Origin of the sequence: Clostridium sp. HBUAS56017 (assembly GCF_007115085.1) — a bacterium.
Taxonomy (GTDB): domain Bacteria; phylum Bacillota; class Clostridia; order Clostridiales; family Clostridiaceae; genus Clostridium; species Clostridium cibarium.
This window is the reverse complement of record NZ_SULK01000001.1, coordinates 115,206-137,592: the sequence shown is the minus strand read 5'-3', so window position 1 is coordinate 137,592 and position 22,387 is coordinate 115,206. Positions and strand designations below refer to the sequence as shown.

Here is a 22,387-nt window from a genome sequence, read left to right as displayed (position 1 = left end):
AAAATAAATATGTGATACTTAGCATATAAAGGAAACAATTACATTAAAGTAATAACAAAGTTTTTTGGGAATGTAGGCTATAGAGAGATGAGAGAATTCGGCCACATAAAACAGAAATTACTTAGTTAGATGTAACTAAGTAATTTGAAACTTCTATTTTAAGCAATATAAAAAATTATTTGTTTAAAATGAAGTGTGTTTTATGTGGCTATAATTATGGAGAAAATTAACTAATTCTTAATAAAACTAGTTTTACTAAAATCATAAGTATGTATTGTGTTATTTACCGGTAATATCAATAAGAAGATTAATTTATGAAAGTAGGTGGATATAAATTAATTCTATGTAATGAATATAATAATCAAAAAGTACTATAAAATAGAATGGAGAGAGTGCTATGATAATTTTTTTAGCAGAGCTTATAGGAACGTTATTACTTATTCTATTAGGAGATGGTGTTGTTGCAAACGTTGTCTTAAAGAATTCTAAAGGATATGGTGCAGGCTGGATGGTAATCACAACTGGATGGGCTATTGCAGTGGCGGTCCCTGCTTTGATTTTTGGAAGCTACAGTGGAGCACATTTTAATCCAGCATTAACAATTGCTTTTGCTGTAATAGGAAAAGTAGCATGGAGCGAAGTTCCAATATATTTAGCAGGACAATTTATAGGTGGATTTTTAGGAGCCGTTTTAGTGTTTGTTCATAACTATGATCACTTCAAATGTAGTGAAGGCAAAGAAGACAAGCTAGCAGTATTTTGTACAGGTCCGGCTATAAGAAATAAGATAATAAACTTTACTTGCGAGGTCATAGGTACATTTGTATTAGTTTTTGGAATTTTAGGAATAGGAGCGCAAAACTTGACTAATGGAGTAGGTACATTATTTGTAGGTTTATTGATTTGGGGAATTGGATTAAGCTTAGGAGGGACAACAGGTTATGCAATTAATCCAGCTAGAGATTTAGCACCAAGAATCGCACATGCGGTTTTACCTATACCTAATAAAGGTGATTCAGATTGGGATTATTCATGGATTCCTGTAGTTGGACCAATAATTGGTGGTGTTTTAGGGGCTTTAGTTTATACAATGCTTTTTTAATAAAATAATCATATTTTAAAGGCAAACTTTCATACCATGATTTGACACTATAAAATTAGTGTGTAATACTTAGGATGGGAAGAAAACAATTACATAGGAGTGAACATGAATATAAAAGAATTATTAGAAGAAAATCCAATTATAGCAGCAGTAAAAAATGAAGAACAATTAGATAAGGCTGTAAATTCAGATGCTGAAATCATATTTGTTTTATATGGAGATGTAATTAACATTAAAGAAATAAGCAATATCATAATATCTAGTAATAAAATAGGGATAATTCATATCGATTTAGTTGAAGGATTTACAAATAAGGAAGTTGTCATAAGGTATATAAAAGAAGAAACAAGATTTAGTGGAATAATTAGTACAAAACCACAAGTAGTTAAGCTTGCTAAGAAATATGATTTGTTAGCAGTTCAAAGGTTCTTTATATTTGATACACTTTCATTAAACAATGTTAAGAATCATTTGATTTCTGAATGCGATGCAGTAGAAATTTTACCTGGAATAATTCCAAAGGTAATTGATATAATTGCAAAGTATTCTAATAAACCTGTAGTTGCCGGAGGTTTAATTGAAACTAAAGAAGAGGTTATGGAGGCTTTAAGTTCAGGAGCTACATGTGTGTCTACGACTAAAAAAGAAATTTGGGACATGTAGTCTATATAGAATTAAGTTTTAGAGAAATATTAGATAGCAGAGGAGTGCGTTATATGAAAAAATATATTATAGCCTTAGATCAAGGAACTACAAGTTCAAGAGCAATAATTTTTGACAAAGAACAAAATATATTTGGTGTAAGCCAAAAGGAATTTACCCAAATATATCCAGATAAGGGGTGGGTTGAGCATAATCCTTTAGAAATTTGGGCAAGTCAATATGGAGTTTTGCAAGAGGTAATGGCAAAAACTAATATAACTCAAGATGAAGTTGCAGCTATAGGAATTACAAATCAAAGAGAAACAACAATAGTATGGGACAAAAAAACAGGTGAACCAGTATACAATGCTATTGTTTGGCAATGTAGAAGAACAGCAGCAATAATAGAAGAGCTTAAAGAAGATAAAGAATTTCAGGAATATGTAAAAGAAAATACAGGATTATTATTAGATGCATATTTTTCGGCAACTAAAATAAAATGGATTTTAGATAATGTTGAAGGTGCACGTGAAAGAGCGGAAAATGGGGAGTTATTGTTTGGTACAGTTGATACTTGGTTAGTATGGAAACTTACAAATGGCAAAGTTCATGTAACCGATTACACAAATGCGTCAAGAACAATGCTTTATAATATAAAAGAATTAAGATGGGATGAAAAGATTTTAGAGAAACTTAACATTCCAAAATCAATGTTACCAGAGGTTAGAAATTCATCAGAAGTTTATGGATATACAAACCTTGGAGGTACTGGAGGAGTTAGAGTTCCTATAGCAGGTATGGCTGGAGATCAGCAATGTGCTCTATTTGGACAAACTTGTTTTGAAGAAGGTAGTGTTAAAAATACCTATGGAACAGGTTGCTTCCTTCTTATGAATACAGGAAAAAAGATGATACAAAGCAAAAATGGATTAGTAACTACCATTGCAATAGGAATTGATAACAAAGTACAATATGCATTAGAAGGTTCAGTGTTTGTTGGAGGTGCTGTTATTCAATGGATTAGAGATGAACTTAAGTTAGTTAGTGATGCAGCAGACACAGAGTATTTTGCAAAAAAAGTTGAAGATAATGGAGGCGTTTATATTGTTCCAGCATTTACTGGACTTGGTGCTCCATACTGGGATATGTATGCAAGAGGAGCCATTATGGGACTAACAAGAGGAGCTAATAGAAATCATATTATTAGAGCTGCACTTGAATCTATCGCTTATCAATCAAGAGACTTAATAGATGCAATGCAAGAAGATTCAGGATGTAAGCTTACAAGTCTTAAAGTTGATGGTGGGGCTTGTAGAAATAATTTATTAATGCAATTCCAAGCTGATATTACAGGTGCAGATGTTGTAAGACCTATAATAACAGAAACAACAGCTCTTGGTGCAGCATACTTAGCTGGTCTTGCTGTAGGTTTTTGGAAATCTAAAGAAGAAATTGCGGAAAAGTGGGCTGTAAGTGAGACTTATACTCCTAATCTAGATGAAGATAAAAAGAATAAATTATACAAGGGATGGAATAAAGCGGTTAAGAGAGCAAAAGAATGGGAAGAAGATTAAAATAAAAGCTGGACATGTATACCTATACAGGCTATAATGTAAGTATAAAATAAATAATAAAATGCTGAGAGAATTTAGAGTCAAGCATAAAAACTTTGGTGATTATTCACCTTGTTTTTAGCTTGGCTTTTTTTACGTAATTAAGGAGGGTTTAATATGTATGATGTAGCAATAATTGGAGCAGGTGTCATAGGATGTTCCATATTTAGAGAATTAACCAAGTATAACTTAAAGGTAGTTGTGTTAGAAAAAGAAAATGATGTTTCACTAGGAACAAGTAAAGCAAATTCGGCAATAGTGCATGCAGGATATGATCCTAAGGAAGATACTTTAATGGCAAAGTACAATGTTAAAGGAAATGAAATGTTTGGTGATTTATGTAAGGAGTTAAGCGTTCCTTTTAAGAGAAACGGATCACTTATATTAGCTTTTGATGATGAAGATATGAATACAGTAAAAAACCTTTATGAAAATGGAAGCAAAATAGGAGTTAAGGATTTGAAGATTTTAACAAAGGAAGAAACCTTAGAATTAGAACCAAACCTTAATGAAGATATAAAAGGAGCATTATATGCACCAACTGGTGGTATAGTTGGACCATTTGAATATACTATAGCTTTAGCAGAAAATGGAGTTTTAAATGGTGGAGAAATTAAATTGAGAAAAGAAGTTGTTTCAATAGAAAAAGATGATTCCTTTAAAATTTCAACTAAGGATGGGGAAATAGTAGAAGCTAAATTTGTTATAAATGCTGCTGGGGTTTATGCTGATAAGATACACAATTTAATTTGTAAAGAAAGCTTTAAGATAATTCCAAGAAGTGGTGAATATTATGTAATGGATAAAAGCCAAGGAAGTTTAGTTAGTCATACAATATTCCAATGTCCATCAAAGCTTGGAAAAGGAGTATTAGTAACACCAACTGTTCATGGAAATTTATTAGTTGGGCCTGATGCAAGAGATATAGAAGATAAAGAAGATTTAGGAACAATTGCAGAAGGATTAGAAGAAATAAGAGAATCTGCTATGAAAACTACAACAAAAGTTAATTTTAGAGAAGGAATAAGAAATTTTGCAGGCCTTAGAGCTAATCCAGATACAGGTGACTTTATAGTAGAAGAAAATGACGAAGTAAAAGGTTTTGTAGATGTTGCAGGAATGAAATCACCAGGATTATCTTCAGCTCCAGCTATAGCACTAGATGTAGTTAGTATATTAGAAAAAGCAGGATGTAGCTTAGAAAAAAAAGAAGATTTCATAGCAAAAAGAGATCAAATTCATTTTATGGAATTGGAACCAAAGGATAAGGCTAATCTTATAAAAGAAAATCCTGAGTATGGGAGAATTGTTTGTAGATGTGAAAGTATAACAGAAGGAGAAATAGTTGATGCAATAAAAAGAAGTTTTGGAAGCATATCCTTAGATGGAGTAAAGAGAAGATGTAGACCAGGAATGGGAAGATGTCAAGGTGGATTCTGTGGACCAAAAGTTCAAGAGATAATAGCAAGGGAATATGATGTTCCATTAGAAAGTGTTATGTTGGAAAAAGATAAATCTTATATATTAGTAGGGAAAACTAAGTAGAAGGGGGACAAAGTTATGAGTTATGAATTAATCGTAGTAGGTGGAGGACCAGCAGGCCTTGCAGCAGCTTATGAAGCATATAATAATGGAATAAAAAAGATATTAATTATAGAAAGAGATAAAGAATTAGGTGGAATACTAAATCAATGTATTCATAATGGCTTTGGGTTACATACTTTCAAAGAAGAACTTACAGGTCCAGAATATGCAAGTAGATTTATTGAAATGGTAAAAGATACTGATATAGAAGTGAAACTTGATACTATGGTATTAGAAATAACAAAGGATAAAAAAGTTTATGCAATAAATTCAGAAGAAGGATATATGGAACTTGAAGCCAAGGCTATAATCCTTTCAATGGGATGCAGAGAAAGGACAAGAGGGGCGATAAATATACCAGGTGATAGACCAGCAGGTGTATTTAGTGCAGGTGCAGCTCAAAGATATATTAATGTTGAAGGGTATATGCCTGGAAAGGAAGTTGTTATTTTAGGATCTGGTGATATTGGCCTTATAATGGCAAGGAGAATGACTCTTGAAGGAGCAAAAGTTAAAGCAGTAGTAGAATTATGTCCATATTCAAATGGATTAAATAGAAATATAGTACAATGCTTAAATGATTATGATATTCCATTATATCTATCCCATACAGTTGTAGATATTATAGGTAAAGAAAGAGTTGAAAAAGTAGTAATAGCAAAGGTAGATGAAAACAGAAGACCTATTAAAGGGACAGAAATAACATTTGATGCAGATACTTTGTTGTTATCAGTAGGACTAATACCAGAAAATGAATTATCTATTAATGCTGGAATTGAACCTGATAGAAGAACAAATGGATTAAAAGTTACAGAAAGTATGGAGACATCAGTAGATGGAATATTTGCCTGTGGTAATGTAGTTCATGTTCATGACTTAGTTGATTTTGTAACAGAGGAATCAAAACGTACAGGTATTTCAGCAGCTAGATATATAAGAAATGAACTAAAGAAAGATAAATATGTAAATATAATTAATGGTAATAATGTTAATTATACAGTTCCACAAAGATTAAATATAGATGATGTTAAAGATAAGTTAACTGTATTTATGAGAGTAAATAATATATATCACAACAAAGCACTAGTAGTTAGAAGTGGAGACGAGATTATAGCTAAATTTAAAAGAGCTCATTTGGCACCATCAGAAATGGAAAAAGTGGTTTTAAGTAAAGTGCTATTAGAAAAAGTTAAAGAAGATATAACAATATCATTAGAGGATGGTGAGTAGAAAATGGAAAGAGAATTAATATGTATATGTTGTCCTAAAGGCTGTCATTTAAAGGTTGAAGAGGACACTTTAAAAGTTAGTGGAAATACTTGTCCTAGAGGAGCTGAGTATGGAGTAAATGAAGTTACAAATCCAGTTAGAATAATAACTTCAACAGTAAAGGTTAATGGAAGAGAAGTGCAAGTAGTTCCAGTAAAAACTCAAAAGCCAATACCAAAAGGTCTTACTATGAGGTGTATGGAGGAAATAAATAGAATTAGTGTAAATGCTCCAGTTAAAATAGGAGATGTTTTAATTAAAGATGTACTTCAAACTGGTGTTGATGTTGTTGCAACAAAAAATGTTTGGAAGTAATAGAAGGCTTAGAAGCAGCTTTGTGATTAAGTTGCTTCTAAACCTTATTTTTACAGCTAATGAATTAGTATCTTACAAACAATGATTGCATACTTTGCTATTGTATAAAAAAACTATAGAATAGAAATTTTAAATCTCTACTCTATAGGATAAGATAAAAAAGCTAAATGACAGTTTTTATATAAGTTACTGTAGAATCTTCTGTCCCTTGAACATAAAGATTAGCACGTTTTAAATCATCTACATAATCTATGATTTCTTTAGTAATTTTTTCACCAGGGCAAAGTAATGGTATACCTGGTGGATAGGCTAAAAGAAATTCTCCAGAAATTTTGCCTTCACTTTCTTCAAGTAAAGTATCTTCTTTTTTAGCGTTAAAGGCTTCACGTGGTTCTAGTATTTTTTTTGGAATGGATGGAATGTCCAAAAAGTCAGGCGTTGCTGGTCTTTTTCCAATAAATTCTCTTGATATTTCTTTTAAGGCAGTTAATAATTTGTCCATACCTTCCTTTGTATCACCAAAAGATCCAACAGCTAAAACATTATAAAAATCAGATAATTCCATTTGAATATGGTATTTATCAGCTAATATTGTATCTAGTTCGTATCCAGTTATCCCTAGTTCTCTACAGGATATAGTAAGTTTAGTAGAATCAAAAGCATAAGAGCCATCTTTTCCTAGTACTTCTTTTCCAAAACAATAAAAACCAGGTATCTTATTTATTTCTTCCCTTGTATAATCGCATAACTTTATGGCTTGATCTAAAAGTTTTTTTCCATCTAAAGCAATTTGTCTTCTAGCACAGTCTAAAGATGCCATTAAAATATAAGAAGGAGAAGTGGTTTGTAAAAGATTTAATCTTTGTTGTACTTTTTTAGGACTAACTAAGTTGCCTTTTACATGAAGTAGAGAGCCTTGAGTTAACGATCCTATAATTTTATGTGTACTTTGAGCACAAATGTCTGCTCCTGCTTCTATAGCTGACATTGGAAGTTTATCTGAAAATGCCAAGTGTGGGCCATGAGCTTCGTCTACAATTAATGGTATATTATATTCATGAACTATATCTGCGATTTTCTTAATATCAGTAGATACTCCATAGTAAGTAGGATTAATTAGGAGTACGGCTTTGGCATCAGGGTTGGAATCAAGGGTTTCTTTAACTGTTGAAGGAGTAACTCCGTGAGCAATTCCTAATTTTTTGTCAAGTTCAGGTTGCATAAATACAGGAGTAGCTCCGCTTAATATAATTCCGGCAGTAACAGATTTATGAACGTTTCTAGGAACTATTATTTTATCTCCATCAGATACAACAGACATAATCATTGCTTGTATAGCACCAGAAGTTCCATGAATTGAAAAAAAACTAGCATCTGCACCATATGCATCTGCAGCAAGTTCTTGAGCTTCTTTAATAGGGCCTGTTGGATGATGTAAGCTATCTACTAGTTTGAATACTGTAACATCTATCTTAAAAGGGTTTTCTCCCATAAAATTCTTAAATTCGTTATCTATACCTACTCCTTTTTTGTGTCCAGGTACATGGAATGGTAGAGTATCTCTGTTCACGTATTCTTTTAATGCATCAAATAAAGGAGTTCTATTTTGATCAAATTTGTTCATTTATACACCCGCTTTCATGAGTTTAGTTTAATTATTTTTTTAGAAATTAATCCTATATGATTATATTGTATAAATTTGTAGGATGCAATATTAATATATGAGTTTTCAAAGAATTTGATGTAAATGATTCGAAAATTAAATGGCAATTTTAAATTCATTTGTATAATTTTTATAAATTCTTGGAATAATTAAAAAGAGTTTATAAAATAAGGAGTGAAAAAACTTTGAATAATTTAGAATTGATGGAGAGAAATATAGTATCAGGACATTCTGCTAGAAGAGAGAGAAGAAAAGGATTTGTTCCAGGAATTTTATACGGAAAAAGGGTGGAAAATTTTTTGTTTGAAGTTGGAGAACTAGAATTAAGAAGAGAATTATCTTTATCAGGAGAACATGGAATAATTAATTTTAATTTAAATGGGAGAAGTGAAAAAGCTTTACTAAAAGAAGTTCAAAGAGATCCGGTATCACATAAGGTAATTCATATAGATTTAGAAGAAATAACAACAAATAAAGAAATCCAATCCGAAGTACCTATTCAATTTGTTGGAGAAGAGTGGCTAAATAATAAAGGTGCTGTTCTTCAAAAAGAAAAAGCAGTTGTTAAAGTAACCTGTAAACCCGATGATTTACCAAGATCATTTAAAGTTGATGTATCAAAAGGAAAATTAGGAGATGTATATAGGTTTGAAGATCTAGAGTTTGGAGAAGAAATTTCAATTATAGATGATATTCATACAGTAGTTGCTTCAATTAGTAATGAAAATAGATTAACATCTCAATTAGGAGAGCAAGAAATGGAAAATCGTGATACGGATAAAGAAGAGAAAAAGTCAGAAGACTGATAGGGGAGTGATACCCCTCGTTTAGAAAAAAATGGGAAAAATTAACTTTCCCATTGTAAATTGTAATTTATGTTGTATAATATATTTGTAAAGAATAGGAGGAGGGGTATTAGTGTATAAAGATAAGTATACAAACTGGTTAAACTCAAGTATTATAAGTGAAGAAATCAAGAAAGAATTACGTAATATAAAAGATGACAAGGAGATTGAAGATAGATTTTATAAGGATTTAGAATTTGGTACAGGTGGGTTGAGAGGAGTAATAGGAGCTGGTACTAATAGAATGAATATATATACAGTATCAAAGGCCACACAAGGGTTTGCAAATTACTTAAATGAAAACTTTAAAGAACCATCTATCGCAATAGCTTATGATTCAAGAAATATGTCAAAGGAATTTGCAAAGGCGGCAGCATTAACTTTATGTGCAAATGGAGTAAAGGTTTATTTGTATGAGAGTTTAAGACCAACACCAGTGCTTTCATTTTCAGTTAGACATTTAAATTGTCAAGGTGGTATAGTTGTTACTGCATCTCATAATCCTAAACAATATAATGGATACAAAGTGTATGATGAGTTTGGTGGACAAGTAACTGATGAAAAAGCTAACAAAATAATTTCAGCTGTAAATGCTATTGAAAGTTTTGAAGAATTGAAATCAATTGCAGAAGGTGTAGCAATTGAAAAAGGATTACTTAAGTATATCGGTGAAGAAGTTGATAAAGCATATATAGAGAAGGTAAAAGGACTAACTATAAGAGAGAATTTAGTAAGAGGTAAAGCAAAGGATTTAAAAATAATATATACCCCAATTCACGGAAGTGGAAATGTACCTGTTAGAAGAGTATTAAACGAATTAGGTTACAATAATGTTAAAGTGGTTAAAGAGCAGGAGGCTCCAAATGGAGATTTTCCAACTGCACCTTATCCAAATCCAGAGCTACCAAAAGTATTTGAATTGGCATTAGATATGGCTAAGAAAGAAGTGCCAGATATTATATTTGGTACTGATCCAGATTGTGATAGAATTGGTGTTGTTGTTAATGTTGGAAATGGAGAATATAAGGTTTTAACAGGAAATCAAACAGGTTTACTGTTAACTAACTATATATTAAGTTCGCTAAAAGAGACAGGAAAATTACCAAATAACGGAGTTGTAATAAAAACAATTGTTACAACAGAAGGTGCTAGAAAAATAGCTGAAAGCTATGGTATAGAAATTATTGATGTATTAACTGGATTTAAGTATATTGGAGAAAAAATTCAAGAATTTAATACTTCAGGAGAAAAGAAATACTTATTTGGATTTGAAGAAAGCTATGGATACCTTGCAGGTGATTTTGTAAGAGATAAGGATGCTGTTATAGCTTCTATGCTTATTGCTGAAATGACTCTTTATTATAAAGAAGAAGGAATGAGTCTTTATGAAGCTTTAATTAAACTTTATAAAAAACATGGATTCTTTAAGGAAGAACTAGTTTCTTTAGAACTTGCAGGAAAAGAAGGAGCAGAAAAGATTGCAACTTGTATTGATGGATTAAGAAGCTCTACATTAAATGAAGTTGATCGAGTAAAGGTTGTAACTAAATTAGATTATAAACTAAAGGTTGAAGAAAATTTAATTAAGGCAGAGAATAAGGATATTAATCTTCCAACTTCTAATGTATTGAAGTTTATATTAGAAGATGATTCATATTTTGTTGTAAGACCTTCGGGTACAGAACCTAAAATGAAAGTATATCTTGCAGTTAAAGGAAATAGCTTAGAGAATGCTGAAACAGAAATCCAAAGATTTAAAGAAAAAGTAATGGAAATAATAAATAAAAAATTAAAATAAAATTAAGAAAATGCTATCATTTTGAAAGATGATAGCATTTTTTCTGTTTTGGGGTATAATTATAAGAGACATAAAATGGTTAGGTGGTGCCGAATGGATTATAAAACAGTATTTAAAGATAAATTAAATAAATTATTGTTCTTAGAGGTAGATTGGGAAGGTTTTAAGAATAGTACCAATATATCGAAAAAAATTTCTTTGAAGACCAAAGATTTATATGTGCCAATTAGCTCTAAATACATTACAAGTAATGTGAATGATGAGATAAAAATTAGTAATTTGCCTATATATTATTTTATCGAAGGGATGTTAATTGCATTGGGTGCAGATGAAAATCTTATATATAGCGAAGATTATATTATTGTTTTAAATAACATAAAAGAAAGTGAAGAATGTGGAAGATCACTAGTTACAAATAGAATAAAGGAAAATGACCTGGTTGAAGCTTATCTTTTAGTAAGAGGACTATATTTAGCTAGTGGAAATGAAGAATATTATAAAAAACTTTTATTAATTGGCGAGGCTATAAGAGAAGGAGATAGTGCTTTTGAAGAGATTTTATTGCAAGATATCGAAGAGGGAAAAGGTGAATTTCCAAACTTGTCAGAGCCATATCTTTATAATGCCTTAATACTTAAAGCTAAAGGTGATTATAGAGGTGCTAAAGTAGATATTAATGAGTATGTAAATAAAGGTGGGGAAGTAAGTGAAGATATTAAGGTAATAATGAATGATATTGAGAATGTTACTTCATATGAAAAGGCTATAGATATGTTAGACGAAAGTCCTGAAAAATCTATAGGAATATTTTTATCACTAATTGATAATTTTGAAAAAAATCCTTTGCTTTACTATTACTTAGCAGTAGCATATAGAAAAATTGAAAACTATGAAAAAGCAATATATTATTTAAATGAAAGTTTAGATATAGAGTCAGGTATTCTAGAAGTAGTAAATGAACTTGGAGTTAATTATGCTTGCATCGGAGATTTTGAACAGGCTATAAAATATTTTAAAAAAGGATTTGAGGCTTCAAGGGATATTGAAATATGTACAAATATAGTAATGTGTTATCTTAATTTAGGTAATGAAAGAGAAGCAAAATTACACTTGGATATAGCTAGAAAATTAAATCCTGAAGATGAGATTGTACAACAAATTGATAGAATGTTAGCAAAATAAGGAGTTTATATGTATACAAAAATTTTAGGATATAAGATTTTTAATAAGAGTAAATCAGAATTATTAAATGAGATTTTTGAAAAAGATAAAGTAAATATAGTTTCTGGCAATCCAGAGATCCTATTTAATGGATTAGAAGATAAAAGTCTTAATGAAAATTTTAATTCAGAGTATTCTGTAATAATTCCTGATGGTGTTGGAACTGTAATTGCTTCAAGGATGGTAAAAAATCCTGTTAAAGAGAAGATTGCAGGAATTGAAGTTATGAAGGGAATTTTATATAAGGGTGCTAATGAAGGTAAAGGCATTTATCTACTTGGAGCAAAGGAAGAGACTCTACAGGAATGTATTAAGAATATTAAAAAAGATATACCTACTATTAACATTGTTGGGGCTCATAATGGATATTTTGATTTAGATAATTGTGATGATATTGTTCAAGATATAAAAGATAAGAAGCCATGGGCGATATTTGTGGCTATGGGATGTCCTAGACAAGAAAATTTTATAATTAATAATATGGATAAGCTTCCATGTAAAATATATATGGGAGTGGGTGGTAGTTTTGATGTTTTTGCTGGAAATGTTAAAAGAGCACCGAAATGGATGATTTCTTTGGGACTTGAATGGTTGTACAGAGTTTCAAATGAACCAAGTAGGATTAAAAGATTAGGAGTAATTCCACGATTTTTGTGGAGAGTAGCTAAAAGTAAGTAGTGGGTGAATATATGAAGAAAAATAGTTTGATTAAGTCGACTGCTATAGTTATGGTAGTTGCTTTAATAAGCAGGTGCATGGGTTTTGCTAGAGATTTTTTAATCGGAGTAAGGTTTCCGGCAGGAATAGAATCTGATGCATATAAAGCAGCAGCATCTATTCCAGATATAATTTTTACCTTAGTTGGTCTTGCTATTTCAACATCATTTTTACCCATGCTTAGTAATGTTAAGGTAAAAAAAGGAAAAAGTGAAATGCATAAGTTCGCCAACAATATAATAAATATACTTTTTTTTATATCATTGGTAATCTTTGTGGTTGCAAGTTTTTTTCCAGAGCAAATTACAGGACTATTTATGAATAGAGATAAGGTTGATCCTGAAACGATGATTATAGCAACAAAACTAACTAGAATAACATTAATAAACTTGATGTTCTTGTCTATAAATGCATGCTTCACGGCTATATTACAAGTTCATGAAGATTTTGTAATTCCATCTATACTTGGATTGTTCTTTAATTTGCCTATGATAATTTATTTAATAATATTTAAGGATTTCAATATATATGGATTGACTATTGCAAATGTAATTGGTAATTTTGCAAGAGTAGTAGTTCAAGTACCATCATTAAAAAAACATGGCTATAGGTATAGATTCTTTATTGACTTAAAAGATGAGAGAGTAAAGAGAATTATCATATTAATATTACCGGTTATGGTTGGGGCTGGTGCAAATTCGTTAAATATGGTTGTTGATAAAAATATAGCTTCAGGTCTTGATAAAGGTGCTTTAACTACATTAGATAATGCTCAACTTTTGATCTCTTTTATAAATACAATTGTAACCACATCGATATCTACAGTTGTATATCCTATTTTGGCTAATAGACAAAGCGAAGGGAAGAATAAAGAGTTTTTAGAAGTGTTATCAAAATCGGTGATATATTTAGCATTGTTACTAGTTCCTATTACAGCAGGTATGCTATTGTATGGAAATGATATAGTTAGGATTGTATTTTTTAAATATGAGGAAAGCTCTCAATTACTAGTAACATTAGCTCTGTTTGGATATTCGTTTGGAATATTCTTTACAGGCGTTAGAGATATACTAAATTCAACTTTGTTTTCTATGGGAAAAACAAAACTTACAGCAACTAATGGAGTTATAGGAATGATAATAAATATTGTATTGAGCATAACATTATCTAAAAACTTAGGGATTTTAGGTATTGCTATAGCTTCTTCAGTAGCAATGTTAGTAACAGCACTTTTGCTCATTAGGAATATTGTTAAGCTACAGGGAAAGTTGAATGTTAAATTATTATTTGGAAAGTTAGTGAAGGTTATCCTTTCTACTTTAGGGATGGTAATTATTATAGGGATAATAAGTAAGATTACTATAAGTTTTCCTATAATTATTCATATATTAATTGGAACTATTATTGGTGCATTAGTTTATTTCTGCTTTACTTATATATTAAAAATAGATGAAGTTAGAGAAATACTAATTGTATTGAAAAATAAAATTAGTTCATAGGAGGAAAAAATGAAAATATTATTTATTGCGTGTTATTCGCCATTCATTAATAATTCAGCAGCAATTGAGACTTTACAGTACTTAAATAAACTTAGTGAAATAGAAGAAAATGAAGTTCATCTTTTAACGGTAGATTTTCCAAAGGATTCAATATACTATGATGAAGAGTTAAGTAAAATGATAAGTTCAGATATAAAGACACATCTGATTGAAGGAGGGAAGCTATTTAATAAGCTAGTTCCAAGAAACTCAGAAAATGAATTAGAGACAGCTCCTTCTAGTGGGTCAATAAGGAAATTAAAAATTCTTAGAAATATTAAAAATGCAGTAGTAATTCCAGATATGTATTATATATGGTCAAAAAAAGCTAGTAAATATGGAATTAAGTTGATGGAAGAAGAGAAATTTAATGTAATATTTTCAATGCATGAACCTCCATCTTCTCATTTATGTGGATATAATATAAAGAAAAAGTATAATAATGTTCCATGGATAACATATTGGAGTGATCCATGGCTTAAGGATTCAACTAGATTAAGATCTAATTTCGTTAAAAAGAGCATTGAAGCAAGTATGGAAAAGAAGATAGTTAATTTAGCTGATAAATTTATTTTTGTAACAGAAGATAATAGACAAGATTATATAAAAAGTTATGGTATTGATAAGGAAAAGACCTATATTATAACTAGAGGTTTTGATTCTAAATTATTTGAAAAAATAAATAAGGAAGAAAAACCTAAATTGATTAAAAATGATAAAATAAATATTATTTATGCTGGTGAAATATTTTCAAAACTTAGAGATATAAATCCTTTCATTAAGGCTTTAGAAGAAATAAAGGAAGAAAATTCTTTGCTATATAAAAAGATGAATGTATTATTCTTTGGAAATATTGATGATGCAAAAGCGAAGGAAAAGTTAGATTCTTTAGAAGTTGTTACTGTATCTAAACGAATACCATTTAATGAAGCAATCAAGTATATGTTGAAGTCTGATATATTATTGCTTTTTGGAAATAGGGAATCTAAGCAGATACCTGCAAAAGTTTATGAGTATTTTGGTGCTAGAGGAAAGATATTTGCTATATATGGTGATAATCATGATCCTATTCGGAAGTTGGTTGAAAATCATGATAGATGTGTTACTGCTGACAATAACAGAGATGATATTAAAGCAAATTTGGTTAACCTTTTACAAAAAGAGAAGGAAGAATTATTTACTGAACCAGATTATTCTTATGAGTGGAACACAATAGTTGAAAGATTAAATAAAATATTAGAGGTGTAGATTATGCATATAATGGTTGTGCCATCTTGGTATGCCTCGCCTAGAAATAAAGTTCATGGGAGTTTTTTTAAAGAACAGTTTCAGGCTCTCCAGAGAAGTGGTGAGAAAATATCTGTGGCTTATAATGAGATTTGGCCTTTAACTTTGCTAGGGAGAGTTAATGAAAAGAGAAGATTAAGTTTTAATATTGAAGAAGATTTAAGAACTTATAGATACAAAGACTATAACTTTTTCCCTAAGAATCCTAGGATGTTTAAGAGTTTTAATAAGCGAATGGAAAAACTTTACCTTGAAATAGTAAATAAAGAAGGAAAGGTGGATTTAATCCATGCTCACTCAGCTTTTTGGGGTGGGATTTCTGCTGCATATGTAGCAAAAAAATATAATGTTCCATTTATACTTACAGAGCATACATCTCTAGAAAATAGTAAGTATGTTAAAGAGAGTTATTTTAAATGGATTAAATATTCATATGATTCGGCTGATAAATTAATAGCTGTTGGAAATGGGCTTAAGAAGGAAATGACTAAGTACACAGATAATGATATAGAAGTAATACATAACTTGGTTGATTTCTCAAGAACTAGTGTTGAAGAAAAGATTGAAACTTCAAAAGAAATTAAATTATTTTCTTTAGCATACTTAGTTGAAGGAAAAGGTATGGATAGACTTATTAGAGCATTTAGTGAAGCATTTAGTGAAGATAATGTTACTCTTACTATAGGTGGAGATGGAGAAAAAAGAAGTGAATTGGAATCATTAACAAGAGAGCTTGGACTTGAAGGACGAGTTACTTTTTTAGGCGCTGTTGGAAGAGATGATGTGGTTAAAGTTATGAATGAATTTGATGGTTTTGTTCTAGCATCTGAATATGAAACTTTTGGAGTTGTCTATATTGAAGCGATGGCACTTGGTAAACCTGTTCTTGGAACTAAAAATGGTGGCGCTGAAGACATTATTAAGGATTACAATGGGATCATAGTAGAAAATAAAAATCATAATGCTTTAGTTGAAGGGCTAATGAATTTTGTTGAAAACATTAATGATTTTGATAATGAGTTGATACGAGAAAAATGTATAAGTAATTATGGTGAGGAAGTAATTATAGGAAAGATAAAGAAAATATATAAAGATGTTTTAAGTAAATAAAAATAGGCTGTAAAAAAGAGTGTTGATATCACTCTTTTTTATAATATAATTATGTTTAAAAGTACAATAATAAAATTTGGGGATTTAGGTGAAAATATATGGAGATAAAAGCAGTGATGGACAACGTTATATCCTTATTTTTGATAATTCTAGTAGGATTGTATGGAGTAAAGAGGAATATAATAACTGGTGAAATTCAAAAGGGACTAACTAGAATTCTTATGAATATAACGCTTCCTCTTTTGATAATTACATCTTTTAGTTTAAAGTTTGATGAAAGTATGAAGAGCAATATTTTAAGGTCTTTTTTTTATAGCTTTTTTTGTTTTATTATAACTGGAATAATATCATACATATTGCTTTTAGTAATTAAAGATAAGAGTAAAAGAAATGTATTACAGTTTGCAAATGTATTTTCTAACTGTGGGTTTGTTGGGTTTCCTATAGTAAGCAGCATATATGGGGCTGAAGGTGTAGTGTATACAGCTATATTTAATGTTCTATTCAATTTGTTTTTGTGGACATATGGAATTGTGCTTTATTCAGATAACTTTGCTATTAAGGATATTAGGAAAGTTCTGTTTACTCCAGGAATAGTGGCAGTATATATTGGAATCTCTATTTTATTATTTAATGTAGAATTACCTGGAACCTTGTATAAAAGCTTTAAATTAGTAGGAGACATGACAACACCGTTGTCCATGATAATAATAGGATGTGTATTATCAAAGGTAAATATGAAGGAAGCTTTTAGAGATATAACCGTGTATTATGGAACTTTTATAAGGTTAATAATAATTCCTTTAGCTATTATTTTATTTGCAAAGCTTGTGAAAGATGATAGTATATTAATTAATACAATAATAGTGCTTCAATCTATGCCAGCGGCAACAATGACATCAATAATAGCAGAGAGCTATAATAAGGAAAGTAGTTATGCAGCTATAATAGTTTTTGTAACTACCTTGTTTTCTATAGTAAGTTTTCCAATAGTTTTGAAAATTATATCGTAAATTTATGTATTGTAAGGACGTGATTTTAATGGAGTTTAAAGATTATAGGGTAGGAGAGTTTATTGAGGATTTATCTTCAAGTTCACCATCTCCAGGTGGAGGAAGTGTGGCGGGACTTGTTTCTGCGCTTGCAGGAAGTTTAAATTCAATGGTGTATTCATTAACAGTAAATAAAAAATCATTTGAAGCATTGGATATAGATACTAAAAAGGTGATTTTAGATTTTTGCGAAGCTTCAAAAAAGTTTACTAAGAAATCTTTAATTTTGATGGAAGATGATAGAAGATACTTTAATGAACTTATGGATTGTTATAAGTTAAAGAAAGATACAGATGAAGAAAAAGAAAAAAGAAATAAAGGGATACTTGAAGGAACTTTAAAAGCTATGAAGGCTCCTTTAGAACTTGCAAAAGAAGGGTATAAGTTTTATGATAATATTGATATTGCAGTGAAATACGGCAATAAGATGTTACTTTCTGATGCAGGCTGTGCAGCAATTCTTTTGCATGCGGCAATAGAAACATCTATAATAAATGTAAAAGTTAACTTAAATTCATTAAGAGAAAAAAGTTTTTCAAAAGGTATTGAAATGGAAATAGCTAGTATAGAAGTTGATTCATTAAAGAGAAAAGAGGCAATTTGTAAAAAAGTAAATGAGATAATATATCCAGGTAAATAGTAAAACATTTATTAATTGGGAAAATGATATGTTAATGGAAGTAGTCAGGAATCTAAGTGGATTGCCTGACTATCTACATATATTGATAAGTTTAATGAAAACATTAAAATGAGAAAGATAAATTCAAGTTTAAGTTTTCTACATTATTCAGGCAGTTCTGATAAAGATTTAAATTCATATCCTTCATTTTTTAGATCTGTTAATACTGTTTTTAAAACTTTCATATTAGTTTTAGAAACTGCATGAAGAAGAATTATTCCACCAGGATGCACTCCGTTTTCAATTTTCTTTATAGCATAGTCTTCTGAAGGTTGATCGTTAACAAACCAATCTTTATATGCAAAGCTCCAAAAAATTGTTTTATAACCTAATTCTTTTGTTTTTTCTAAAGACTCTTTAGAGTATTTTCCCATAGGAGGTCTGAAAAATTTTGGCATATCTTCACCGATAAGAGATTTATAAGCTTCTTCAACATCATTTAGCTCACTGTTGAATTTTTCTATGTTATGTACTGAAGGCATTGAATGATGATGATTAGAATGATTGCAAACTAAATGACCTTCATCTACCATTCTCCTTATTAAGTCTGGCTCATTGTCTATGTATGGCTTTACAACAAAAAAAGCAGCTGGAACTTCTAACTCTTTTAATGTGTCTAAAATTGCACTAGTATATCCTTTTTCATATCCCTCATCAAAAGTTAGGTATAATGTTTTTTGTGATGTGTCTCCTAAGTAATATCCATTACAATCTTTAAGGAAGCTTATTGACTCTTTTGCAGGTTCTGGTATTTTCCCTTTTTCCTTGGTTGGGACGAAGTACCAATTGAGTTCGCTGCCAAAGGAAAATGCTTCTACAGGTCTGGGATATGCCAAGAATCCAACTATCAATGAAGTTGTTAAAAAATATATAAAAAGTTTTTTCTTCATAAATAATATCACCTATTTCTTAATTACTCTTAAAAGTATTATGTCCACAAGAAGAAATATAAATACTATAAAAAATTTAATTGTGAGTAATTATGAAAGAATAAATTCTTTCTCGTTTTTGTTTTGGATTTTTAAAGTTTATTTTGGAAGAGTTTTGTGATATATTATAATGTAGAATAATCAAGAGGCTAGTTTTAAGATGAGAAAGGAATGTACATAATGAAGTTAGGAATTGTAGGGTTGCCAAATGTAGGCAAAAGTACTTTGTTTAATGCAATAACAAAAGCAGGAGCAGAATCAGCAAATTACCCATTCTGCACAATTGAACCAAATGTTGGGGTTGTTTCTGTGCCAGATAAAAGATTAGATGTATTGGAGAAGCTATATAATACAAAGAAAAAAGTATACACTTCAATAGAATTTTATGATATAGCAGGATTAGTTAAAGGAGCTTCTAAAGGAGAAGGTTTAGGAAATAAATTCTTGTCACACATTAGGGAAGTTGCATCTATTGTCCATGTTGTAAGATGTTTTGATGATGGAAATGTAGTGCATGTAGAAGGTAGTGTAGACCCAATTAGGGATATTGAAACAATAAATTTAGAACTTATTTTTTCAGATTTAGAAGTTTTAGAAAGAAGATTGGAAAAATCAGTTAAGCTTGCCAGGTCAGGTGATAAAGCAGCAAAAGCAGAATATGAGTTAATGGAGAAGGTTAAAGCTCATTTGGAAAAGAATCTTCCGGTTAGAACAATGGAAGTTACAGACGATGAAGCTACTTTTATTAAAAGTCTTTTCCTAATTACTTCTAAACCAGTATTATATGCTTGCAATGTATCAGAAGATGATATAGCAAGTGGAGATCCAAATAATAAATATGTTGAGACTGTTAGAAGTTATGCAGAAAAGGAAAACTCAGGAGTTATGGTAGTTTGTGCAAAATTAGAAGAAGAATTATCAGGACTTGATGATGAGGAAAAATCAGAAATGTTGGCCGAATATGGATTAGAAGAATCTGGACTTGATAAGTTAATACAAGCATCATATAAACTGTTAGGACTTATGAGTTTCTTAACAGCTGGAGTGCAAGAAGTTAGAGCATGGACTATTAAAGAAGGAACAAAGGCACCTGCAGCAGCAGGTAAGATTCATTCTGACATAGAGAGAGGGTTTATTAGAGCGGAAGTGGTTTCGTATGATGATCTTGTAGAATGTGGTTCTGAAGCTAAGGCGAAAGAAAAAGGATTATACAGACTTGAAGGCAAAGAGTATGTTATGAAAGATGGAGATATAGTTAATTTTAGATTTAATGTTTAGTGAACTAACTATTTTAATAGTTTGCGACTGTGGCTACAAGAAGTTACAAAAAAATATAGAAATACCAAGTGGTTTGGGAGTATATAAAAGATATTTTTATAAAAAAATTAATTTAATAAAAAATTAATAATTGATAAAAAGTGTTTTGAAGTTAGTGTATATAAGGGCTAGGCAATATTTGCTTAGCTCTTTATTTGCTTTTTTATTATAAAATTTAAAAAATAAATCAATAAAAAAAGAGGATATTTAAATTATTTAACGAATAGTAATAAAAAAGTGGGTTAAAGTGGAGTGAAGTGGTTATAAGTAGAGCACAAATACCAAAATGAATATTGAGGAGTACATTTTATGTTAATAGGTGAATATCAACATGCCTTAGATGTGAAAAATAGAATGATTGTACCCTCCAAGTTAAGGGAGGATCTTGGAAATAAATTTGTTATTACCAAGGGGTTAGATGGTTGCCTATATGTATATCCGCTCAACGAATGGAAAAAAATGGAAGAAAAGTTAAAAACACTACCTTTAACTAATAAAGATGCTAGAGCCTTTGTTAGATTTTTCTTTGCTGGAGCTTGCGAAGTAGATATGGATAAGCAAGGAAGAGTATTGATTCCACAGAATCTTAAAGAATATGCAATTATAGAAAAGGACATAGTAAGTATAGGAGTTTTAACCAGAGTAGAGATATGGAGTAAAGAAAAGTGGATGGAATACAATGATTCAAATGTAGATTACGAATCAATTGCGGAGAAAATGAGCGAATTAGGAATATAAGGAGTTTTGATATGGAATTTAAACATGTATCGGTTTTATTAGATGAGTGCCTTGAAGGTTTAGACATAAAAAAAGATGGTATATATGTTGATTGTACTCTTGGGGGTGCTGGTCATTCAAGCCAAGTTTTAAGAAGACTTTCTGAAAATGGATTGTTAGTTGGAATCGATCAAGATAATGATGCACTAAAGGCTGCTAAAGAAAAGTTAAAAAATTATAAAAATGTACAGTTTGTACATAACAATTTCTATAATATAGACAATATTTTAGAATCTATAGATATACCTAAAGTGGATGGTATTCTTATGGATCTTGGAGTTTCTTCGTATCAACTAGATGAAGGGGAAAGAGGTTTTAGTTATATGAAAGATGCTCCTTTAGATATGCGAATGAATAGAGAAAATGATTTTTCAGCATATGAGATTATTAATAATTATTCTATGGATGAACTATATAGAATAATTAAGGATTATGGAGAAGAAAGGTTTGCCAAGAGAATAGCAACTTTTATTGTAGATAGGAGAGTTGAAAAGCCTATTGAAACAACGTTAGAACTAGTTGAAATAATTAAAAATGCAATACCGGCAAAGGCTCGAAGAGAAGGTCCACATCCTGCAAAGAGAACTTTTCAAGCTATAAGAATTGAAGTGAATGGGGAACTTAGAATTCTTAATAAAGCGATAGAAGATGGAGTTAATAGGTTAAACAAAGGAGGAAGAATGGCGATAATAACATTCCATTCCTTAGAAGATAGAATAGTAAAATTGAAATTTAGGGAGTTAGCAAATCCATGTACTTGTCCTAAAGAATTTCCAGTTTGCGTATGTGGGAAAGAACCTTTAGTAAAATTGGTAAGTAGAAAAGCTATAGAACCAACAAGTGAAGAGGTTGAAGAGAATCCTAGAAGTAGAAGTGCAAAACTTAGAATAGTAGAAAGAATTTAGACTATAGTTATAAATAAACCGGGG

The 22,387-nt window shown here is 30.4% G+C and carries 20 protein-coding genes; 18 read left to right on the top strand and 2 right to left on the bottom strand.

From position 1 onward, the window contains the following. Positions 1 to 397: 397 nt before the first annotated feature. From FAY47_RS00780 to FAY47_RS00755, 6 genes are all read left to right on the top strand, one after another. Complete coding sequence (locus FAY47_RS00780) at positions 398 to 1,102, top strand: MIP/aquaporin family protein (RefSeq protein WP_143314446.1); 705 nt, start codon at positions 398 to 400, stop codon at positions 1,100 to 1,102. Positions 1,103 to 1,207: 105 nt separating this feature from the next. Continuing rightward, positions 1,208 to 1,765 carry a glycerol-3-phosphate responsive antiterminator gene (locus FAY47_RS00775; protein ID WP_143314444.1) on the top strand — a complete coding sequence of 186 codons (558 nt, stop codon included), beginning with the start codon at positions 1,208 to 1,210 and terminating at the stop codon, positions 1,763 to 1,765. A 53-nt stretch (positions 1,766 to 1,818) separates the two neighbouring features. Then, positions 1,819 to 3,318, top strand: coding sequence for a glycerol kinase GlpK (gene glpK / locus FAY47_RS00770; RefSeq protein ID WP_143314442.1), 1,500 nt, complete (start codon positions 1,819 to 1,821; stop codon positions 3,316 to 3,318). 156 nt (positions 3,319 to 3,474) lie between these two features. Then, the gene (locus FAY47_RS00765) at positions 3,475 to 4,902 is read left to right on the top strand and encodes an NAD(P)/FAD-dependent oxidoreductase (protein ID WP_143314439.1); all 1,428 of its coding nucleotides are present in this window, start codon (positions 3,475 to 3,477) and stop codon (positions 4,900 to 4,902) included. A gap of 15 nt (positions 4,903 to 4,917) precedes the next feature. Further along, entirely contained in the window at positions 4,918 to 6,171 is a 1,254-nt protein-coding gene (locus tag FAY47_RS00760) for an FAD-dependent oxidoreductase (protein ID WP_143314437.1), read from the top strand. A 3-nt stretch (positions 6,172 to 6,174) separates the two neighbouring features. Then, positions 6,175 to 6,525, top strand: coding sequence for a DUF1667 domain-containing protein (locus tag FAY47_RS00755; RefSeq protein WP_143314435.1), 351 nt, complete (start codon positions 6,175 to 6,177; stop codon positions 6,523 to 6,525). A gap of 163 nt (positions 6,526 to 6,688) precedes the next feature. Here FAY47_RS00755 and FAY47_RS00750 read toward each other — a convergent pair whose 3' ends face one another. Further along, positions 6,689 to 8,149 (bottom strand): aminotransferase class I/II-fold pyridoxal phosphate-dependent enzyme, encoded by a 1,461-nt coding sequence (locus FAY47_RS00750; RefSeq protein WP_143314433.1) that lies wholly within the window; start codon positions 8,147 to 8,149, stop codon positions 6,689 to 6,691. Between the two features lie 224 nt (positions 8,150 to 8,373). Here FAY47_RS00750 and FAY47_RS00745 point away from each other — a divergent pair, with 224 nt between their 5' ends. From FAY47_RS00745 to FAY47_RS00705, 9 genes are all read left to right on the top strand, one after another. Beyond that, positions 8,374 to 8,994 carry a 50S ribosomal protein L25 gene (locus FAY47_RS00745; RefSeq protein WP_243129494.1) on the top strand — a complete coding sequence of 207 codons (621 nt, stop codon included), beginning with the start codon at positions 8,374 to 8,376 and terminating at the stop codon, positions 8,992 to 8,994. Between the two features lie 112 nt (positions 8,995 to 9,106). Then, on the top strand, positions 9,107 to 10,831 hold the full coding sequence (locus tag FAY47_RS00740) for a phospho-sugar mutase (RefSeq protein ID WP_143314431.1): 1,725 nt from the start codon (positions 9,107 to 9,109) through the stop codon (positions 10,829 to 10,831). Positions 10,832 to 10,924: 93 nt separating this feature from the next. Beyond that, the gene (locus tag FAY47_RS00735) at positions 10,925 to 12,013 is read left to right on the top strand and encodes a tetratricopeptide repeat protein (protein WP_143314430.1); all 1,089 of its coding nucleotides are present in this window, start codon (positions 10,925 to 10,927) and stop codon (positions 12,011 to 12,013) included. Positions 12,014 to 12,022: 9 nt separating this feature from the next. Beyond that, positions 12,023 to 12,730 (top strand): WecB/TagA/CpsF family glycosyltransferase, encoded by a 708-nt coding sequence (locus tag FAY47_RS00730; RefSeq protein ID WP_143314428.1) that lies wholly within the window; start codon positions 12,023 to 12,025, stop codon positions 12,728 to 12,730. Between the two features lie 11 nt (positions 12,731 to 12,741). Continuing rightward, a complete protein-coding gene (murJ, locus tag FAY47_RS00725) occupies positions 12,742 to 14,268 on the top strand; it encodes a murein biosynthesis integral membrane protein MurJ (RefSeq protein WP_143314426.1) in 1,527 nt (508 codons plus the stop codon). A gap of 9 nt (positions 14,269 to 14,277) precedes the next feature. Beyond that, entirely contained in the window at positions 14,278 to 15,555 is a 1,278-nt protein-coding gene (locus tag FAY47_RS00720; RefSeq protein ID WP_143314424.1) for a glycosyltransferase, read from the top strand. 3 nt (positions 15,556 to 15,558) lie between these two features. Continuing rightward, positions 15,559 to 16,704 (top strand): glycosyltransferase, encoded by a 1,146-nt coding sequence (locus FAY47_RS00715; protein WP_143314423.1) that lies wholly within the window; start codon positions 15,559 to 15,561, stop codon positions 16,702 to 16,704. Positions 16,705 to 16,802: 98 nt separating this feature from the next. After that, positions 16,803 to 17,717 (top strand): AEC family transporter, encoded by a 915-nt coding sequence (locus tag FAY47_RS00710; protein WP_143314421.1) that lies wholly within the window; start codon positions 16,803 to 16,805, stop codon positions 17,715 to 17,717. Between the two features lie 28 nt (positions 17,718 to 17,745). Next, positions 17,746 to 18,396 carry a cyclodeaminase/cyclohydrolase family protein gene (locus FAY47_RS00705; protein WP_143314419.1) on the top strand — a complete coding sequence of 217 codons (651 nt, stop codon included), beginning with the start codon at positions 17,746 to 17,748 and terminating at the stop codon, positions 18,394 to 18,396. 143 nt (positions 18,397 to 18,539) lie between these two features. Here the strand turns inward: FAY47_RS00705 and pdaA are convergent, their stop codons facing one another. Then, positions 18,540 to 19,325 (bottom strand): delta-lactam-biosynthetic de-N-acetylase, encoded by a 786-nt coding sequence (gene pdaA / locus FAY47_RS00700; RefSeq protein WP_143314417.1) that lies wholly within the window; start codon positions 19,323 to 19,325, stop codon positions 18,540 to 18,542. A 219-nt stretch (positions 19,326 to 19,544) separates the two neighbouring features. Between pdaA and ychF the strand changes: the two genes are divergently transcribed. The 3 genes from ychF to rsmH all read left to right on the top strand — a co-directional run bounded on the left by ychF (position 19,545) and on the right by rsmH (position 22,363). After that, entirely contained in the window at positions 19,545 to 20,642 is a 1,098-nt protein-coding gene (ychF, locus tag FAY47_RS00695; protein ID WP_143314415.1) for a redox-regulated ATPase YchF, read from the top strand. A gap of 348 nt (positions 20,643 to 20,990) precedes the next feature. Further along, positions 20,991 to 21,419 carry a division/cell wall cluster transcriptional repressor MraZ gene (mraZ, locus tag FAY47_RS00690; protein ID WP_143314413.1) on the top strand — a complete coding sequence of 143 codons (429 nt, stop codon included), beginning with the start codon at positions 20,991 to 20,993 and terminating at the stop codon, positions 21,417 to 21,419. Positions 21,420 to 21,430: 11 nt separating this feature from the next. Next, complete coding sequence (rsmH, locus tag FAY47_RS00685) at positions 21,431 to 22,363, top strand: 16S rRNA (cytosine(1402)-N(4))-methyltransferase RsmH (protein ID WP_143314411.1); 933 nt, start codon at positions 21,431 to 21,433, stop codon at positions 22,361 to 22,363. Positions 22,364 to 22,387 lie beyond the last annotated feature (24 nt).

Excerpts from the sequence above, each read along its gene's own strand:
- FAY47_RS00780 (WP_143314446.1), top strand. The coding sequence starts at position 398 with ATGATAATTTTTTTAGCAGAGCTTATAGGAACGTTATTACTTATTCTA.
- FAY47_RS00775 (WP_143314444.1), top strand. The coding sequence starts at position 1,208 with ATGAATATAAAAGAATTATTAGAAGAAAATCCAATTATAGCAGCAGTA.
- glpK (WP_143314442.1), top strand. The coding sequence starts at position 1,819 with ATGAAAAAATATATTATAGCCTTAGATCAAGGAACTACAAGTTCAAGA.
- FAY47_RS00765 (WP_143314439.1), top strand. The coding sequence starts at position 3,475 with ATGTATGATGTAGCAATAATTGGAGCAGGTGTCATAGGATGTTCCATA.
- FAY47_RS00760 (WP_143314437.1), top strand. The coding sequence starts at position 4,918 with ATGAGTTATGAATTAATCGTAGTAGGTGGAGGACCAGCAGGCCTTGCA.
- FAY47_RS00755 (WP_143314435.1), top strand. The coding sequence starts at position 6,175 with ATGGAAAGAGAATTAATATGTATATGTTGTCCTAAAGGCTGTCATTTA.
- FAY47_RS00750 (WP_143314433.1), bottom strand. The coding sequence starts at position 8,149 with ATGAACAAATTTGATCAAAATAGAACTCCTTTATTTGATGCATTAAAA.
- FAY47_RS00735 (WP_143314430.1), top strand. The coding sequence starts at position 10,925 with ATGGATTATAAAACAGTATTTAAAGATAAATTAAATAAATTATTGTTC.
- FAY47_RS00730 (WP_143314428.1), top strand. The coding sequence starts at position 12,023 with ATGTATACAAAAATTTTAGGATATAAGATTTTTAATAAGAGTAAATCA.
- murJ (WP_143314426.1), top strand. The coding sequence starts at position 12,742 with ATGAAGAAAAATAGTTTGATTAAGTCGACTGCTATAGTTATGGTAGTT.
- FAY47_RS00720 (WP_143314424.1), top strand. The coding sequence starts at position 14,278 with ATGAAAATATTATTTATTGCGTGTTATTCGCCATTCATTAATAATTCA.
- FAY47_RS00715 (WP_143314423.1), top strand. The coding sequence starts at position 15,559 with ATGCATATAATGGTTGTGCCATCTTGGTATGCCTCGCCTAGAAATAAA.
- FAY47_RS00710 (WP_143314421.1), top strand. The coding sequence starts at position 16,803 with ATGGAGATAAAAGCAGTGATGGACAACGTTATATCCTTATTTTTGATA.
- FAY47_RS00705 (WP_143314419.1), top strand. The coding sequence starts at position 17,746 with ATGGAGTTTAAAGATTATAGGGTAGGAGAGTTTATTGAGGATTTATCT.
- pdaA (WP_143314417.1), bottom strand. The coding sequence starts at position 19,325 with ATGAAGAAAAAACTTTTTATATATTTTTTAACAACTTCATTGATAGTT.
- ychF (WP_143314415.1), top strand. The coding sequence starts at position 19,545 with ATGAAGTTAGGAATTGTAGGGTTGCCAAATGTAGGCAAAAGTACTTTG.
- mraZ (WP_143314413.1), top strand. The coding sequence starts at position 20,991 with ATGTTAATAGGTGAATATCAACATGCCTTAGATGTGAAAAATAGAATG.
- rsmH (WP_143314411.1), top strand. The coding sequence starts at position 21,431 with ATGGAATTTAAACATGTATCGGTTTTATTAGATGAGTGCCTTGAAGGT.